The organism is Rhizobacter sp. LjRoot28, assembly GCF_964253025.1.
GTDB lineage: Bacteria > Pseudomonadota > Gammaproteobacteria > Burkholderiales > Burkholderiaceae_C > Rhizobacter.
This window is the reverse complement of sequence record NZ_CAXUQC020000001.1, coordinates 3,897,920-3,914,018: the sequence shown is the minus strand read 5'-3', so window position 1 is coordinate 3,914,018 and position 16,099 is coordinate 3,897,920. Positions and strand designations below refer to the sequence as shown.

The 16,099-nt window shown below is 68.6% G+C and carries 14 protein-coding genes; 10 read left to right on the top strand and 4 right to left on the bottom strand.

The window, feature by feature from the left end:
• Positions 1-22: 22 nt before the first annotated feature.
• Positions 23-1,843: a DUF294 nucleotidyltransferase-like domain-containing protein gene (locus ACSQ2F_RS17825; RefSeq protein WP_436025257.1), complete on the bottom strand. Its 1,821-nt coding sequence runs from the start codon at positions 1,841-1,843 to the stop codon at positions 23-25.
• Between the two features lie 236 nt (positions 1,844-2,079).
• On the opposite strand from ACSQ2F_RS17825, the gene ACSQ2F_RS17820 reads away from it, so the two are divergent.
• Entirely contained in the window at positions 2,080-2,388 is a 309-nt protein-coding gene (locus ACSQ2F_RS17820; protein ID WP_436025255.1) for a DUF485 domain-containing protein, read from the top strand.
• The gene (locus ACSQ2F_RS17815) at positions 2,385-4,106 is read left to right on the top strand and encodes a cation acetate symporter (protein WP_436025253.1); all 1,722 of its coding nucleotides are present in this window, start codon (positions 2,385-2,387) and stop codon (positions 4,104-4,106) included. Before ACSQ2F_RS17820 ends, ACSQ2F_RS17815 begins: the two co-directional genes overlap by 4 nt.
• Before the next feature lie 118 nt (positions 4,107-4,224).
• On the opposite strand, the gene ACSQ2F_RS17810 is transcribed toward ACSQ2F_RS17815, so the two are convergent.
• The gene (locus tag ACSQ2F_RS17810; RefSeq protein ID WP_436025251.1) at positions 4,225-5,376 is read right to left on the bottom strand and encodes an acyltransferase family protein; all 1,152 of its coding nucleotides are present in this window, start codon (positions 5,374-5,376) and stop codon (positions 4,225-4,227) included.
• A 397-nt stretch (positions 5,377-5,773) separates the two neighbouring features.
• On the opposite strand from ACSQ2F_RS17810, the gene ACSQ2F_RS17805 reads away from it, so the two are divergent.
• The 5 genes from ACSQ2F_RS17805 to ACSQ2F_RS17785 all read left to right on the top strand — a co-directional run bounded on the left by ACSQ2F_RS17805 (position 5,774) and on the right by ACSQ2F_RS17785 (position 9,843).
• A complete protein-coding gene (locus ACSQ2F_RS17805) occupies positions 5,774-6,565 on the top strand; it encodes a hypothetical protein (protein WP_436025249.1) in 792 nt (263 codons plus the stop codon).
• Between the two features lie 167 nt (positions 6,566-6,732).
• Positions 6,733-8,277: a methyl-accepting chemotaxis protein gene (locus ACSQ2F_RS17800; RefSeq protein WP_436025247.1), complete on the top strand. Its 1,545-nt coding sequence runs from the start codon at positions 6,733-6,735 to the stop codon at positions 8,275-8,277.
• Between the two features lie 92 nt (positions 8,278-8,369).
• On the top strand, positions 8,370-8,813 hold the full coding sequence (locus ACSQ2F_RS17795; RefSeq protein ID WP_436025245.1) for a hypothetical protein: 444 nt from the start codon (positions 8,370-8,372) through the stop codon (positions 8,811-8,813).
• 97 nt (positions 8,814-8,910) lie between these two features.
• Positions 8,911-9,306 carry a GFA family protein gene (locus ACSQ2F_RS17790; RefSeq protein ID WP_436025243.1) on the top strand — a complete coding sequence of 132 codons (396 nt, stop codon included), beginning with the start codon at positions 8,911-8,913 and terminating at the stop codon, positions 9,304-9,306.
• 126 nt (positions 9,307-9,432) lie between these two features.
• A complete protein-coding gene (locus ACSQ2F_RS17785) occupies positions 9,433-9,843 on the top strand; it encodes a BLUF domain-containing protein (protein ID WP_436025241.1) in 411 nt (136 codons plus the stop codon).
• Between the two features lie 65 nt (positions 9,844-9,908).
• Here the strand turns inward: ACSQ2F_RS17785 and ACSQ2F_RS17780 are convergent, their stop codons facing one another.
• Positions 9,909-12,569, bottom strand: coding sequence for an excinuclease ABC subunit A (locus tag ACSQ2F_RS17780; RefSeq protein ID WP_436025239.1), 2,661 nt, complete (start codon positions 12,567-12,569; stop codon positions 9,909-9,911).
• A 253-nt stretch (positions 12,570-12,822) separates the two neighbouring features.
• On the opposite strand from ACSQ2F_RS17780, the gene ACSQ2F_RS17775 reads away from it, so the two are divergent.
• The 3 genes from ACSQ2F_RS17775 (at position 12,823) to ACSQ2F_RS17765 (ending at position 14,728) form a co-directional block, all read left to right on the top strand.
• Complete coding sequence (locus ACSQ2F_RS17775) at positions 12,823-14,184, top strand: erythromycin esterase family protein (protein WP_436025237.1); 1,362 nt, start codon at positions 12,823-12,825, stop codon at positions 14,182-14,184.
• Positions 14,185-14,300: 116 nt separating this feature from the next.
• Positions 14,301-14,486, top strand: coding sequence for a DUF6496 domain-containing protein (locus ACSQ2F_RS17770; protein WP_436025235.1), 186 nt, complete (start codon positions 14,301-14,303; stop codon positions 14,484-14,486).
• A gap of 32 nt (positions 14,487-14,518) precedes the next feature.
• Entirely contained in the window at positions 14,519-14,728 is a 210-nt protein-coding gene (locus ACSQ2F_RS17765; RefSeq protein ID WP_436025233.1) for a hypothetical protein, read from the top strand.
• Positions 14,729-14,833: 105 nt separating this feature from the next.
• Here ACSQ2F_RS17765 and ACSQ2F_RS17760 read toward each other — a convergent pair whose 3' ends face one another.
• Positions 14,834-16,090, bottom strand: a complete 1,257-nt coding sequence (locus ACSQ2F_RS17760) for a PepSY-associated TM helix domain-containing protein (RefSeq protein ID WP_436025231.1) — start codon at positions 16,088-16,090, stop codon at positions 14,834-14,836.
• Positions 16,091-16,099 lie beyond the last annotated feature (9 nt).

The window sequence follows — 16,099 nt, the reverse complement described above, 5'->3', positions numbered from 1 at the left end:
CCAGGCGTGACGCGCGATCCGCTCACGCCGCGTCCAGGTGAAACTGGTGGCGGACGATCGCCTTGAAGCGCTTGACCACGGCCAGCGCGTCCTTGAGAAGGTCGCGCTCCAGGCTGCTGAGCCGGTCGCCCCGCACGACGCCGGAGACCGTGCCGGTGCTGTCGAGTTCGGCAAGCCCGGCCTTCAGCTTCAGACCCATCAGGAAATGCAGGCTGTCGGACAAATCCCGGGCGAACTCGGCCGACAGGCGCCCCGCCACCACCAGCGCATCGATGCGCGCCTGCGTGCCCGTGGCCCGCACATGCTCACGCAAGGCCAGGCTGCGCACGCCATGCACGATCGGAAAGATGCCGGCCTTCTTGAGGTCGAGCGTGTGCTTGTCCTGCTCGCCGATCGACAGCAGGCGATTCCACCAGCCGCCGGACTCTTCCGGAAAGGAATCGATGGCGGTCGCGAAGCGGGCCAGCAGCGCATCGTCGGCCGCCACCAGCGCATCGGCCGTCGCGCGCACCTGGGCGAGCAGCGAGGCGTCACCCGCCACCGCATGCGCATCGATGAAGATGGCCAGCGCCATTAGGCCTTCCGGCGCCGGCCTCAGCAGCCAATGGCGCACGACGGTGCTGAAGTCGCTGGCGCGGCGTCGCCACGCCGGGTTGCTGACCATGATGCCGCCCGGGCAGTCGGGGTAGCCGAAGTCGCGCAGTGCCGCGGAGAAGCGTGCGCAGGCCTCGGCCACGTCCGCGTCGCCGGTTTGTGCGTCGTCCCGCAGGATCAGGCCGTTGTCCTGGTCCGTCTTGAGCAACTGCTCGCCGCGGCCCTCGCTGCCCATGACGAACAGGCAGCTCTCCGCCTGCAGCGCCGGTGGCGCGACCAGTTGCCAGGCTCGCTCGAACAGCTTGGCGTTGAGCGCCTGTACGAGCTGGCCGATCTGGCCGACCCGGGTGCCGCCGCGGTACAGCAGCGCAACGAAGCGATGAATGCGGGCGGCCTGGGCGGCCAGGGCGACGAGATCCTGCGCCTGCACGATCTGAACCGTGATGAGGTACGAGTGATTCGACAGAAAGCTCAGCAGGTCCAGCTGTTCAAGCAGCCCGACGACGCGCTCGCCCTCTGCCACCACCAGGCGGTGCACCTGATGCTGGATCATCAGCGCGAGCGCGTCGAACAGGGGCGCGTCGGGCGCGATGGAGACGAGCCGGAAGGTGGCCAGCTCACGCACCTGCAACCCGTCGAGGGACCGGCCGTCCAGCACGGCACGCTGCAGCCCGGTGTTGGTGAAGATCCCCAGGCGCGCGCCGTCGCGAACCAGCACGCCGCTCGTCCGCTCGGCGTGCATCACGCCGGCCACGGCCACGATGCTGGTGCCGCCGTCCACGATGTGCGCCGGGCGCAGGAAGGCATCGGCGACCTTCGAGCCGGTCAGCGCATGGATCTCCCGCTCCGCATGGCGCTGCGCCAGGGCACCGAGCTTGCGCGAGAGGTCGGAGAAGAGTAGAGCGCCGAAGGTCGCGTTGCGGGAGATGAGGGCGTTGACCGTGTCCTTGGCCAGCTCGTACGCGAGCACCTCCTCCTCGGCCACGAAGCGGCTGCTGGCCCGACCGGCCACGATGGAGCGGCCGTCGAAGCAATCACGCGGACCGTAGCTCGCCACCATCTCGCCCGCATCGAACTGCGACACCCGGCCCTTGATGATGACGAACAGGTGCGTGGCGGGGTCGCCCGCGTCGAGGATGGTCTGGCCCTCGCGAAAGTACGCGATGTCGACGCCATCCCGCACGAGCTGCTGCTCCTCGGCATCGAGGCCGTCGAACGGGGACGACGAGAAATCGAATGCCGTGGGCATGGCCACATCTTGCTGCACGGCGCCGATCGCGGCAACGCACCGCCGGCCCGCCGATCACCGGAAAAGTTGATCCAGATCAATCCAGGCTGCGTCGTCGCGCCGACGCTGTAAGGAATTTGCACGGTTCCGTGTTCGACGATCGCGGCGAGGCGTCGGCCAGCGCGGCTTTCGCTCAAGCGCAAGCCGCCCCGGCCACCGCCGATGCCATTCAGGAACCCTTGCCAAAGGAACCGACCATGCAACCCGATCTGACAACCCGCATCGCCAACGATCCGAGATACCGGGAACTCAAGACCCGACGCACCCGCTTCGGGTGGTGGCTGACGCTGTCGATGATGGTCGTGTACTACGGCTTCGTCCTGCTCGTGGCCTACAACAAGCCGTTCCTCTCGACGCGCCTCGGCGAGGGTGTCATGACGATCGGCATGCCGATCGGCCTGGCCATCATCGTCTTCACCATCGTCATCACCGGCGTGTACGTGCGCCGCGCGAACGGCGAGTACGACGCCCTCACCGAACAGATCGCCAAGGAGGCCCTGAAATGAGCGCCCGCATGATCATCCGATCGCTCTGCGCCATCGCGCTGCTGGGCGGTGCCGTTGCCGCCTGGGCGGCGGGTGCCGACCTCGGCCAGGCCGAGAAGCAACCCACGAACTGGACCGCGATCGCGATGTTCGCCGTGTTCGTCGTGGGCACGCTCTTCATCACCAAGTGGGCAGCGGCCAAGACCAAGTCCGCAGCCGACTTCTACACGGCCGGCGGCGGCATCACCGGCTTCCAGAACGGCCTGGCCATTGCGGGCGACTACATGTCGGCCGCGTCCTTCCTCGGAATCTCTGCGGCCGTGATGGTCGGTGGGTTCGACGGCCTCATCTACTCCATCGGCTTCCTGGTCGGCTGGCCGGTCGTGACCTTCCTGTTGGCCGAGCGGCTGCGCAACCTGGGCAAGTTCACCTTCGCCGACGTGGCCGCCTTCCGGTTCTCGCAGACGCCGGTGCGGGTGTTCGCGGCGTCGGGCACGCTGGTCGTGGTCGCGTTCTACCTCATCGCGCAGATGGTGGGCGCGGGGCAGCTCATCAAGCTGCTGTTCGGCCTGGAGTACTGGATTGCCGTCATCATCGTGGGCGCGTTGATGATGGTCTATGTGCTGTTCGGCGGCATGACCGCCACGACCTGGGTGCAGATCATCAAGGCCTGCCTGCTGCTGGCCGGCGCGAGCTTCATGGCCTTCATGGTGCTGTGGAACTTCGGCTTCAGCCCGGAGGCCATGTTCGCCAAGGCGGTCGAGGTGAAGACCGGCATCGCGACGGCGGCGGGCAAGCCGCCCACCGAGGCGGCGGCGCAGGGCTTTTCCATCATGGGGCCGGGCGGCTTCATCAAGGACCCCATCTCGGCCATCAGCTTCGGCATGGCGCTCATGTTCGGCACCGCCGGCCTGCCGCACATCCTGATGCGCTTCTTCACCGTGCCGAACGCCAAGGAGGCCCGCAAGTCGGTGCTGTGGGCAACCACCTGGATCGGCTACTTCTACGTGCTGACCTTCATCATCGGCTTCGGCGCGATCACCTTTGTGCTCACCAACCCCGAGTTCCTGGACGCCAAGGGCGGCTTGCTCGGCGGCGGGAACATGGCGGCCATCCACCTCGCCAAGGCGGTGGGCGGCAACGTGTTCCTGGGCTTCATCTCCGCTGTGGCCTTCGCGACCATCCTGGCCGTGGTAGCGGGCCTGACACTGTCCGGCGCGTCCGCCGTGTCGCACGACCTGTACTCCACCGTCATCAAGAAGGGCAAGGCCGACAGTGCGGAAGAGCTCAAGGTGTCGCGCCTCACCACCGTCGGCCTCGGCATCGTCGCCGTGGTGCTCGGCATCGCGTTCGAGAAGCAGAACATCGCCTTCATGGTCAGCCTGGCCTTCGCCATTGCGGCGTCCGCCAACTTCCCCGTGCTGCTGATGTCGGTGTTGTGGAAGGACTGCACCACCCGCGGTGCGGTGATCGGCGGCTTCCTCGGGCTGTTCTCGTCGGTGATCCTGACCCTGCTCTCGCCCGCGGTGTGGGAAGTGACGCTCGGCAACCCGGCCGGGTCTGCGCTGTTCCCTTACGCGTCACCGGCCCTCTTCTCGATGACCATCGGCTTCGTGGGCATCTGGCTGTTCTCGGTCCTCGACCGCAGCCCTCGGGCCGCGCAGGACCGTGCCGGCTTCCTCGCGCAGCAGGTGCGGTCGGAGACGGGCATCGGGGCCTCCGGCGCCTCGGGGCACTGAGCGGTCGATGATGGACGCTCGAGCCGACAGAACCGCCGGGCAGCCACAGGTGCTGCCCGTGGATGGCCTGTGCCGACCGCTCAGCTGTCCGATCTTGCGGCTTGCTTCGCAGCCGTCCTCAAGAGGAGACGGCCGCCCCGGCCGTGGCCGAGGGCTGCTGCTGTTCCCTCGGTGTCCCCGGGAAATACGGCACGAACCGCTTCAAGCTGTTGATCGGCTTCTCGATCAACGCCCATGACAGGACCGTGAGGATCAGGGTCACGGTGGTCATCATGAGGAGGTTGAGCGGCAGGTTGTGGCTCAGCGCCTGGCGACCCACGAGCCCGAGGAGCGCATTGACGAGGGTGCCGGCGAAGTTGTGATACAGGTAGAGACCGTAGCTGGTGACGCCCAGGAATCGGACAAAGCGATTCATGAGCAGCCGACCGATCGCGCCGGAGATCCCGGCCTTGGCGCGGGTAACGCACCAGACGCCGAAGAAGACGATGGCCAGGTGGCCGGTGAAGTCGAGCAGGGCGTGCTCGATGCCGAGGGCCATCATCGGGTAGGTCACGGCAGGCAGCCAGGCCAGCCGGGCCGAGAGCTTTTCCACGAAGCGGGCCGGCGCGCCGTCGAGGGCGAGCAGGCCCCCGATCGCGATCGCCTCCATGCTGATGATGGGCAGTTGGCCGACCTTCGTGATGTCGGGAAAGAACACCGCCAGCACGAGCCGGGTGCTGATGCTGCACAACACGAAGGCCACTGCAAAGCGTTCGAAGCTGCGGGTGAACAGCAGCGCCGCGATCGGCCAGAAGAGGTAGAACTGCTCCTCGACGGCCAGCGTCCACAGGTGCGACGCCGGACCGATCCATGCCTGCTCCAGGAACACGAGGATGTTGGCGGCGTAGAGCGCGAGCCACACGAAGTGCTCCCTGAAGGGCTCGACATCGAAGGCGGCCATCACGCCGATCGTCAGGTAGTAGATCGGAAAGATGCGCAGTGATCGACGAATGTAGAACGCTTTCAGGAAGTGTCGGCGCTCCGGGCCTGCACAACCGTTGCCCTTCATGAGGATCTCGGTGATGAGCAATCCTGAGAGCACGAAGAAGATGGCCACGCCGAGCCCGCCGATCGGCATCTTGAACGGCACGTGATACCACTTGTCGAACTTGGGCTGGATCGCGGAGTTGTAGAGCCAATGCTGGTAGATGACGAACAGCACGGCGAATGCGCGCAAGCCGTCGAACTGCAGGTACTTCCGGTCGTTGGCGTCAGGTCCGAGGAATGACACGAGGGCCTCCATTTCGAATGTGGTTTGCCGCGATGCCGACCCGCCATCGCGCATGGACGGTCGGCATTCATCGCACTCTGCAGGCGCGTTGTGGCGTGATGAGGGGTTGAGCGCACCGCCCGAGTGCAGGCGCGCGAAGCGCCGAAGACCGGCGCCGCCGCTCTTGGCCAATGGTGTGCCCGTGAGGGCGTTGTCGCGCGGTTCCCTCCCACCAAATCGTTTCGACTTGTGTCGTGTCGCTCCCTGCCTTCGGTTGCGTTCGATGACATGCCGACGCTGCGGGGTCCGCCTGCCCGCGCATCGGTCGCTGCTGAAGAGCCCGCCGCGCCATGCGGAGCGGACTCGCACCTGAAGCCACAATGCGCCTCGCCCGCGTCGGGCTTCAGGAGGGAGTGACATGGTGTCTTGCCGAGCAGCGCTCGCGTTATGGATTGCGCTGTGCTGCGCTTCTTTTCCAGCCGCCGCGCAATCCGCCGGCCTCCGCCAGGCCGTGGTGCTGCAGGCCGCTCCGGCGACGCGGATCTCCGCGTCGGCCTTGGCTGCGCTGTGCCCCAAGCTGCGCGTGCCCTGTTCGCCTGAGGACACGCAAGCCCATGTCGCCCGCGGGCAAGGCGATGGGCCGCTCTGGCTCATCGACGCGTCGAGGCCAATGCTGGTGGCACTGGACCGTGGCGCGCCGCTCGATGCGCAACGCGCGACGATATGGGACTTCGCCGAGCACGTGCACACCACGCCACCCACGGCAGACGGCGGCAGTGCACCGCCCCTGCAGATCCATCCGGCGCTGTACCCGGTGGGCCGCGCGGCCCATGCGATTGCGCTGGTGAGTGAAACGCGGGAGATGTACTCCGGCGGCGGCGCATCGTTCGGAACGGCGGACTTCGTCGTGCTCGATGCCGACCGCACGCTCGCGTACGCCGCGGTGCCCTTCTCGTGCAGCAAGATGGTCCGCGCCTGCTTCAGCGAACGCGACTACGCCCGTGGACACTGCCACGACGAATCCTCCGGCAGTCTGACGATCCGCTACCCCGAGGGCGAGGGCCGTTGGCGGTTCCATTGGCGGGAAACCGAATGGCCGGCGTTCGCGCCGAGATCGCGCGCCGCCACCGAACAGGTGGCCTTCCAGATCGCACCCGGCAACACCCGACGTCCGGCGTCGGTAAGCTTCTGCGGCGGGCCGTTCGAGTAATGTGCTTGCGCGGCATCCGGGCGCCGCGAGGGTCACTTCGGTATGCCGCACGTGCCAGCAACGTGCGGCGACGGCTGCTTCGGACCCCAATCGTGTGACGTATTGCTTCAGTTGGTGCTCGGCGGGCCGATAGCTCAGGGTATCCCCTTGGCTTCAGAAGACGCTCCATGAACAATCTCACGATCGGCAGGCGCTTGGCACTCGCGTTCGGACTGGTTCTGCTGTTGACCGCCGCCATCACGGCGCTCAGCGTGTGGCGCTTGCAAAGCACGGCCATGGCCACGGCCGCCATGATGAGCGAGCCGCTCGCCAAGGAACGCCTCATCGGCGACTGGTACCGGAACATCCAGACCGGCGTGCGCCGCACCACCGCGATCGTGAAGAGCACCGACCCGACGCTGGCCACCTTCTTCGCCGAGGAGTCGGCCGCGTCGTCCAAGGCGTCGGGCGAGTACCAGAAGTCGATCGAGGCACTCCTGCGGACCGAGGACGAACGGGCGATCTTCAAGAGCATCTCGGGCTACCGCAAGGTCTACCTGAGTTCGCGCGACGAGATCTCGAAGCTGAAGAAGGGCGGCGAGCTGGAGCCGGCTGACAAGGTCTTTGCCGACGTGTTCACGCCCGCGACCAGCGCCTACCTGGCCGATGTGCAGCGGCTGCTGGAGCACCAGCGAAAGAGCCTCGACCAAGCGGCGGCCGAGATCGCCGCCGCGACCGCGACCAGCCGTCAACTGCTGTTGGCGCTCGGGCTGATGGCCCTCGCGCTGGGCGGCCTGTTTGCGGTGGCCATCACGCGCAGCGTCACCCGGCCGCTCCACGTTGCGGTGACGGCAGCGCAACGCGTTGCCTCGGGCGACCTGAGCGAGCCCATCGACTCCAGCGCACGCGACGAGACCGGCGTGCTGTTGCGAGCCCTCAAGGACATGCAGTCCCGCCTGCAACTGGTGCTGCGCGACGTGCGGGACAACGCCGAAGGCGTCGCCACCGGCTCTGCCGAGGTGGCGTCCGGCAACGCCGACCTGAGCGCACGCACGGAGCAGCAGGCCAGCGCCTTGCAGCAGACCGCCGCCACCATGGAAGAGCTGGGCATCACCGTCTCCAACAACGCCGACAACGCGAGCCACGCGAACCAGCTGGCCCGCGAAGCCAGCGCACTGGCCGCGCAGGGCGGTGCCGTGGTCGGCCGCGTGGTCTCGACGATGAAGGACATCAATGCAGGCTCCCGCAAGATCGGCGACATCATCGGCACCATCGACGGGATCGCCTTCCAGACCAACATTCTTGCGCTGAACGCCGCCGTGGAAGCGGCGCGGGCGGGCGAGCAGGGACGCGGATTCGCCGTCGTCGCAAGCGAAGTTCGCTCGCTGGCCCAGCGCAGCGCGCAAGCCGCCAAGGAGATCAAGTCGCTGGTCGGCAGCAGCGTCGAGCAAGTGGAACTGGGCTCCGACCTCGTGGACCAGGCCGGCGCGCAAATGGAAGGCATCGTCACCGCCATCCAGCGGGTGAGCGACATCGTGGCCGAGATCAGCTCGGCGAGCACGGAGCAGCGAACCGGTGTGGCCCAGATCGGGCAGGCGGTCGAGCAGATGGATCAGGCGACGCAGCAGAATGCCGCGCTCGTGGAAGAAGGTGCGGCCGCTGCGGAAAGCCTCAGGCACCAGGCCGAGCGCTTGCTCCAGGCGGTCGCGGTGTTCAGGTTGCGCAGCGCCTGACCACGGACGCGGCTTGCCTCCCTCGAAAGGGCGCCTTGCCGCTCGGGAGTCGCGTCCCTAGACTGCCGCGTCGACAGAACTCCGGAGTGGCGATGCGGCAAGTGGCAGGCACGATGGTGATGTGGAGTGCGCTCGTCATGGCCGGCTGTGCATCTCACCGCACGGAGGCCATCGTTCACCCCGACGGGCTGTGGCTGACGGCGGCGCCGCATGTCGTGAGCGTACAGCCGCATCCGGACGTGAGGCCCGCCCGGGCCGTCCGCATCGATGCCCAACGGTCCTGGGCGCTCTACCGGGGCCAGCGCCTCGGCTTGCGAGTCGAGCGCCGCGCGGGCAGGAGCGACCTGTACCTGATCGACCCCGACCCGGAGGGACGACGTCCCGAGGCGGGCCTGTGGCGGGCCGGCGACTGGACCGTGCACCTGGCGTTCGAGGGCCAGCCTGCCGCACGCGACGTGGAGGCGACGTTCACCATGCGCATCGGACTGTCCCTCGGGCTGTGGCCTGTCGTGTTCGGCGCCCCGTTCGCACCTTGAAGCGCCCGCTGCGTTGACCACGCCACGGGGCGGCGCAGCAGTGCCGGCAGGCACTCGGCTTGCTGGGCGGCGTGACCGCCATCCAAGGAGGTTTCCGATGTCACCGTCCACTCCCATCCGACACGGCGGCTGCACCTGCGGCGCCGTTCGATTCGAGGCGCGGGGTCAGCCCATGCGTGTCGGCGTATGCCACTGCACCACTTGCCGCAAGGAGACGGGCAGCGTGCTGATGGCCTACGCGGTCTGGGACACGGACGACTTCGCGTCCTCCGGCGAGACACGCACCTGGGAAGGTCGGGACTTCTGCCCGCGCTGCGGCACCCGCCTGTTCGCCCTGCGCCTTGACGAACGCGAGGTGGAAATCAAGTTGGGTGCCTTCGATGAGGCACCGCTCGGCCTCGAGCCCACCGAGGAGCTGTGGGTCAAGCGGCGCGAGCCCTGGCTCGCCCCCATTGCCGGGGCGACGCAATACCGGGAGGACCCGCCCGCTTGAGCGCGTGCCGGGCCGGGCGAAGGCCCCTGCGCCGTTCGGCACCAGGGCGCACGCAGCGGGTAATACCTGACCTCGCGCGGCACGCGGCTTGCCGGCCACTGTCGTCTGCCACATGTCAGTCTTGCCATGCGTCTCATCCGCCTCTTCTATGTCAGCCGGCCGCGTCCCGGCATCACCGCGCCGGAAGTCCACCGCATCGTCGGCACGTCACAGGTGAACAATCGTCGCCGCGGGGTCACGGGGCTGCTGGTCTATGACGGCCAGGCGTTCGCGCAAATCCTGGAGGGCCAGGCGGACGCGCTGGAAGAGTTGATGGCCCGCATCGCAGCCGATGACCGCCACGGTGAGGTCCACATGCTGCAGCGCGAGTCGGACGTGCCGGAACGCCGTTTCGGCGCGTGGGCGATGCACCTGCTGGAGAGCCCGAGCACCGCGGACGATCTGCAGACGTTGCTGGCCGAACCCGATCCGGACCCGGCGCTGGTGCGATCGACCCTGGATCGCATTCATGCGGAGGTGGACTGGCACGCAGGATGAGGACAGGCCCCGGTGCCCGATCGGCAGGGCGCTCGGCCACGGGGCCGGCAGCCTGCGCGACGGGATCACCGTCGCGTCTTGCCGCGTCCGGACGAATGCCCGTCGAGCTGGGCCTGCAAGTAGGGTGCAGTGCGGCTGTCCACCGCCTGCGCGACCGCGCCCGGCACGCCCGCCGCCACGATGCGGCCGCCTTCCTGTCCTGCACCCGGGCCCACGTCGATCACCCAATCGCTGGCGGCCACGACGCTCATCTCGTGCTCCACGACCACCACCGTGTTCCCGGCATCCACGAGGCCTTGCAACTGGGCCATGAGCCGCGCCACGTCGGAGGAGTGCAAGCCCGTGGTGGGCTCGTCCAGCACGTACAACGTGTCGCCGCGCTGCGGGCGCTGCAGTTCGGTGGCGAGCTTGATGCGCTGCGCCTCGCCACCCGACAGCTCGGTGGCCGGCTGGCCCAGCCGGAGGTAGCCGAGGCCGATGTCGGCCAGCAGGGTGAGGGGCCGGTGCAGCGAGGGCTCGTCGGCGAAGAAGGCGCGGGCCTCGTCCACGGTCATGTGCAGCACGTCCGCCACGGTCTTGTCGCGCAGCGTGACCTTGAGCGTCTGTTCGTTGTAGCGCGCGCCGTGGCAGGCCGGGCAGGGCGCATACACGCTCGGCATGAACAGCAACTCCACGCTGACGAACCCCTCGCCCTCGCAGGTGGCGCACCGGCCCTTGGCCACGTTGAAGCTGAAGCGCCCGGCGTCGAAGCGCTTGGCCCGCGCCGCCGGCGTGGCGGCGAACAGGCGGCGCACGTGGTCGAAGAGGCCGGTGTAGGTGGCGAGGTTGGAGCGCGGCGTGCGGCCGATCGGCTTCTGGTCCACCGTCACGAGCCGCTTCAGCCGATCGGCCCCGCCGTGCAGCCGGCCGCCGGTCGGGACGGCCACCTCTGCCTCCGCGTCCTCATCGTCAGTGCCGACCGCAGCCGGCTGACCGAGGTGTTCGCCGACCAGCTCGACCAGCGCCTGGCTGACCAGGCTTGACTTGCCGGAACCCGAGACGCCAGTCACCGACGTGAAGGCGCCGAGCGGGAACGCCACGTCCAAGCCGCGCAGGTTGTTGCGCTCGATGCCCCGCAATTCGAGCCAGGCCCTGGGCGTTCGCGGCGGGCGCGGCGCACCGGCCGACTCCGCGAAGAGCGCACGCGCCGTCTGCGACGTGCTGACCTGCCGCAGCCCCTCGGGCGGCCCGCTGTAGAGGACCTCGCCGCCCAGCTCGCCGGCGGCCGGCCCGACGTCGACGATCCAGTCCGCCGCGCGCATCACGGCCAGGTCGTGTTCGACGACGAAGATGGAATTGCCCGAGCGCTTGAGTTGGGCCAGCGCCTGGAGCAAAGCCTCGTTGTCCGCGGGATGCAGCCCGGCCGAGGGTTCGTCCAGCACGTAGACCACCCCGAAGAGATTGGAGCGGATCTGCGTGGCCAGGCGCAGGCGCTGCAACTCGCCGGGCGAAAGGGTCGGCGTGCTTCGATCGAGCGACAGGTAGCCGAGGCCCAGTCCCTGCAAGGTGGCGATGCGAGAACACACGTCGGCCGCGATCCGCTGGGCCGCGATGCGTTTTTCCTCCGACAGGTGGGGCGTGCGGCGCACGTCGCTCGACGCCGCGTGCGCCGCACCGCCGGCTGCCACGCGGCGCGCCGTGTCAGCCTGCGCGGCGCGGCGGCTGAGCGTGCGCGTGTCGACAAGCGATTCGAACTCGCCGCGGGACGCGGGCGCCAGGCGCGCCGCCACCTCGTCCAGCGGCATCTGCGACAGGGCACCGATGTCGAGGCCGGCGAAGGTCACCGACAGCGCTTCCGGCTTCAGCCGCTTGCCCTTGCAGGCCGGGCAGGCGCTGCCGGCCATGTAGCGCGACACCCGTTTCTTCATCAGCGCGCTCTGCGTGGTGGCGAAGGTGTGCAGCACGTAGTTGCGCGCGCTGGTGAAGGTGCCCATGTAGCTCGGCTCGGCCTTGCGGCGCAGGGCGGCGCGGGTCTCGGCGGGCGTGAAGCCGGCGTACACCGGCACCGTGGGGGTCTCGTCGGTGAAGAGAATCCAGTCGCGGTCGCGGCGGGAGAGCTTGCGCCACGGCGTGTCAACGTCGTATCCGAGGGTCACGAGGATGTCGCGCAGGTTCTGGCCATGCCAAGCCGGCGGCCAGGCGGCGATCGCGCGCTCGCGAATGCTGAGCGAGTCGTCCGGCACCATGGTGGCCTCGGTCACCTCGAACACACGGCCCAAGCCATGGCAGTGCGGACAGGCGCCCTGCGGCGTGTTGGGCGAGAAGTCCTCGGCGTACAGCATGGGCTGGCGCGCCGGGTAGTGCCCCGCCCGGGAGTACATCAAGCGAAGCAGGCTCGACAAGGTGGTGACGCTGCCCACCGACGAGCGGGTGCTGGGCGTTCCGCGTTGCTGCTGCAAGGCCACCGCCGGCGGCAGGCCTTCGATGCTGTCCACCGCCGGAACCCCCACCTGGTCGATCAGGCGTCGGGCATACGGTGCCACCGATTCGAAGTACCGTCGTTGTGCTTCCGCGTAGAGCGTGCCGAACGCGAGGGACGACTTGCCCGACCCGGAAACGCCGGAGAACACCACCAGCGCATCGCGAGGGATGTCGACATCGACGTTGCGCAGGTTGTGCTCACGGGCGCCTCGCACGCGGATGAAGCGGTCGGTGGGAAAGGCTTCCGGCGGCGAACGTTCGGGCATGGTGAGGTGTCGGGCTCGGCTGAGGAGGTTTGCTTGGCGATAGAAGGATCAGCCATTCTCGTGCGACGCGGGCTGGGGAGTTGGCCGGTCCCGGCTTGGCCCTGCAATTCGAGCGGTCGGTGATGGACGGTGTGGCGCGGTCTCGGGAACGAGCGTTGCCCGCCAAGGAGCGGAGGTTGCAGGCGCGGATGTTCGAACACGGGCGTCGCGCAACCATCCGAAGCCGTCCGATCGGGAAGCCGGGAGCAAGGTCATGCCCAATGCAGCGAACCACCGGGCCGTGCAGGCCATCCGGGACAACGCCGTCCCATTCTCCGACGACGGTGGCGCGGACGCCTTGCTGCAAATGGTCGGCGATGCGCGCTTCGTGCTGCTGGGCGAGGCCTCGCACGGCACGCACGAGTTCTATGACGCACGCGCCCGCATCACCCGGCGGCTGATCACCGAGAAGGGATTCCAGGCGGTGGCCGTCGAAGGCGATTGGCCGGATGCGTACCGCGTGAACCGGCATGTCCGTGGCCTGGGAGGGGATCGTGATGCGGCGGCGGCGCTCTCGGGCTTCATGCGCTTCCCTCGCTGGATGTGGCGCAACCGGGTGGTGGCGGCGTTCATCGACGGCCTGCGCGAACTCAACGCCACGCGCGACCCTGCGCGGCAGGTCGGCTTCTACGGGCTCGACCTCTACAGCATGAACAGTTCCATGTCGGCCGTGCTGGACCACCTGCAGACGGAGGACCCGGAGACCGCCGGCTTCGTGCGCGAGCGCTACGCCTGCTTCGAACAGTTCGGCCCGGACCGGGAGGTGTACGGCGTGATGACCGGCATGCGGGGCCTGCAAAGCTGCGAGGCGGCGGTTCGCCAGGCCCTGCGCCAGGTGCTCGACCGCGCCGCGGCCGCACGGCGCGATGGCGGCACCGAACCCGCGGACGCCGAGTCGGAATTCAATGCGGCGCAGAACGCCTTGCTGGTCAAGAACGCGGAGGCCTACTACCGATCCATGTACCTCAGCGAGGAGTCGTCGTGGAACGTGCGGGACCGTCACATGGCCGAGTCGCTGGCGCTGCTCGACGAGCACCTGGCGCGCCAGCCCGGTGCAGGCGGCCAGCCGCCGAAGATCGTGGTGTGGGCCCACAACTCGCACCTCGGCGATGCGCGTGCGACCGAGATGGGAGAAGCTCGAGGCGAGCTGAACCTGGGCCAGCTGGTTCGGGAGCAGCATGGCGACGAGGCCTTCCTCGTCGGCTTCAGCACCCACGCCGGCACCGTGACCGCGGCCGACGACTGGGGTGCGGCGGCCCGGCGCATGGGCGTGCTCCCGTCACGACCCGAAAGCCACGAGGCGTTGATGCATGCCAGCGGCATCGAACGCTTCGTGCTCCCACTGCGAGGCCGGCCCGCCTGCCGGGATGCGCTGGCGGGCCCGCGGCTCGAACGGGCAATCGGTGTCATCTACCGCCCGGAGACCGAGCGCTGGAGTCACTACTTCTCGGCGCGGCTGTGCGACCAGTTCGATGCGCTGGTGCACTTCGACGAGACGCGCGCCGTCGAGGCGCTGGAAGCAGGCGGTGGGTCCATCGGCCCGGAGGCGCCCGAGACCTACCCGGAAGGCACGTGAGCGCGGCATGCCGGTGCTGTCGTCGCCGATCCTGGGGGAACCCGGCGCCCGCTGCCAGCTGCCAGCGGCATCCCGTTTGCCGTAGCACGGCATCAGGATGAACAGGAGAAGTCCACATGGCCAAGTACAGCCCTGAAGCTTCCGAGAAGGTCGAGGAAGTGATGCACGAGATGAAGGCCGGCAAGCTGAAAACAGGGTCCGGCAAGAAGGTCACGAGCCGCAAGCAAGCCGTAGCGATCGGCCTCGCCGAGGCCCGTGAAGCAGGTGCCAAGGCGCCGGCGCCGTCAAAAGGCAAGCGCTGATCGCAGCGCCCGCCACATCAGGAAAGCCAGACATGCCAGAGCCATCGTCGAACCCCTTGTCCCCGGACCCCGATGTGGTGCCCGAGCCCCTGGAACCGCAGGTGGAGCCGCCCATCGAACCGGACGCGACGCCGTCGCCGGCAGGCCCGGAGATCGATCAACCCGGCTCGCCGGAAGTCGGGCCGCTGGGCTCGCCGGGGCCGGAGGTGTCGCCCGGGACCACCGGCCTTCCCGAGGTGTGAAGCTGCGGCGGCGCGTCACCAGGATCGGCATCGCGCGACCCGGCGGTGCGCCGTGCGGGGCATTCGAGCCGGTTCACCGCCGGGCTGTCTTGAATCAGGGCCGGGTCACGGGCCCGAGGGTTCTGCGCTCGCGCCGGTCCGCGATGCGCGATGGTCGGCGGCGACCGAGCGGCCGCGCCGCTTGCGCGCCCAGATCACGACACCTGTCACGGCCAGCATGGGCACCAGGAGCCCCACCACCGTCATGAACAGGCGATAGGGCAGCCCGCCGACGGCGGCCATGTGCAGGCTCGTCAGCCACATGCGGATCGTGTCGCCGCTGGCGGCGCCGGTGGGCAGCCAGAGTTGCAGGAATTCACCGGTGTCGGCATCGAAGACGACCTGGGTGCTTCCCCAGCGGTCGCGGATGTCCCGGCTGCTCTGCACCTGGTAGCGGTAGTGGCCGCGAGGCCCGCAGCACGGATCGTGGACGAGCAGCGTCTCGTGCTGCACCCGGAAATCATGCTGCCTCGCCTGCTCGTCCATCAGGCGCCGTCCGATTCGCCGCGCATCGTGCCAGGTCAGCGCGGGTGGCACGCTGGTCTGCGACGCCGGTGCCAGTGCTTCGCGTCCCGGTTGGTTGGGAAATGCACCTCGCATGAGCGGGTCGTACACCTCGGCCCACAGGTTGAACGCCACACTGCTCCAGGCGATGACGACGAGGACGACCCACAGCCAGAGCCCGGCCGCGCGGTGAAGGTCGAAGTTCCAGCGGTAGGAGCCGCCGCTCCACCTGACCTGCCAGGCGTGACGCCACCGTGCAAGCCAGGTGCCGCGCCCGGCCGTCCGGGGCGGAAACGTCAACCAGGCACCGACGAAGCAGTCGATCGTCCACAGCAAGGCGACGATGCCGAACAGCTTTTCGCCGATCACACCCAAGGCGAGCGAGTAGTGCAGCCGATAGAGGAACGGCACCAGGTTGCGAACGCCCTGGCTCAGGTCTCCCCAACGGCGCTCGCCGAGGATGCGACCGGTGTAGGGGTCGACGAACACCTGGTCGTTGGGCAGCGGGCCCGCACCGGGCAGCGGGGCCAGGCGCAGGACCAGCGCGCGGCCGGGTCGCGCATCGAGCGGCACCATGGCCACCCGCGCCTCGGGATAGAGCGACTGCACCCGCTCCCCAATTTCCAGGGGGTCCAGCCGCTCGGCCGCAGGGCCGGGGGCCGCCGCCTCGAACAGTCCCGGGCTGGCCAGCGCGTCCAGCTCCTCCACCCACACCATCAGCGACCCGGTCAGTCCCGCCAGCACGAGAAAGGCGGCCAGGACGAGTCCGACCCATCGGTGCGCAGCCAACAAGGTCGACCGCATCAGGCCGGGGCGCATCAGCGGTCG

Coding starts and splice junctions, on each gene's coding strand:
- ACSQ2F_RS17825 (WP_436025257.1), bottom strand. CDS start 1,843: ATGCCCACGGCATTCGATTTCTCGTCGTCCCCGTTCGACGGCCTCGAT.
- ACSQ2F_RS17820 (WP_436025255.1), top strand. CDS start 2,080: ATGCAACCCGATCTGACAACCCGCATCGCCAACGATCCGAGATACCGG.
- ACSQ2F_RS17815 (WP_436025253.1), top strand. CDS start 2,385: ATGAGCGCCCGCATGATCATCCGATCGCTCTGCGCCATCGCGCTGCTG.
- ACSQ2F_RS17805 (WP_436025249.1), top strand. CDS start 5,774: ATGGTGTCTTGCCGAGCAGCGCTCGCGTTATGGATTGCGCTGTGCTGC.
- ACSQ2F_RS17800 (WP_436025247.1), top strand. CDS start 6,733: ATGAACAATCTCACGATCGGCAGGCGCTTGGCACTCGCGTTCGGACTG.
- ACSQ2F_RS17795 (WP_436025245.1), top strand. CDS start 8,370: ATGCGGCAAGTGGCAGGCACGATGGTGATGTGGAGTGCGCTCGTCATG.
- ACSQ2F_RS17790 (WP_436025243.1), top strand. CDS start 8,911: ATGTCACCGTCCACTCCCATCCGACACGGCGGCTGCACCTGCGGCGCC.
- ACSQ2F_RS17785 (WP_436025241.1), top strand. CDS start 9,433: ATGCGTCTCATCCGCCTCTTCTATGTCAGCCGGCCGCGTCCCGGCATC.
- ACSQ2F_RS17780 (WP_436025239.1), bottom strand. CDS start 12,569: ATGCCCGAACGTTCGCCGCCGGAAGCCTTTCCCACCGACCGCTTCATC.
- ACSQ2F_RS17775 (WP_436025237.1), top strand. CDS start 12,823: ATGCCCAATGCAGCGAACCACCGGGCCGTGCAGGCCATCCGGGACAAC.
- ACSQ2F_RS17770 (WP_436025235.1), top strand. CDS start 14,301: ATGGCCAAGTACAGCCCTGAAGCTTCCGAGAAGGTCGAGGAAGTGATG.
- ACSQ2F_RS17765 (WP_436025233.1), top strand. CDS start 14,519: ATGCCAGAGCCATCGTCGAACCCCTTGTCCCCGGACCCCGATGTGGTG.
- ACSQ2F_RS17760 (WP_436025231.1), bottom strand. CDS start 16,090: ATGCGCCCCGGCCTGATGCGGTCGACCTTGTTGGCTGCGCACCGATGG.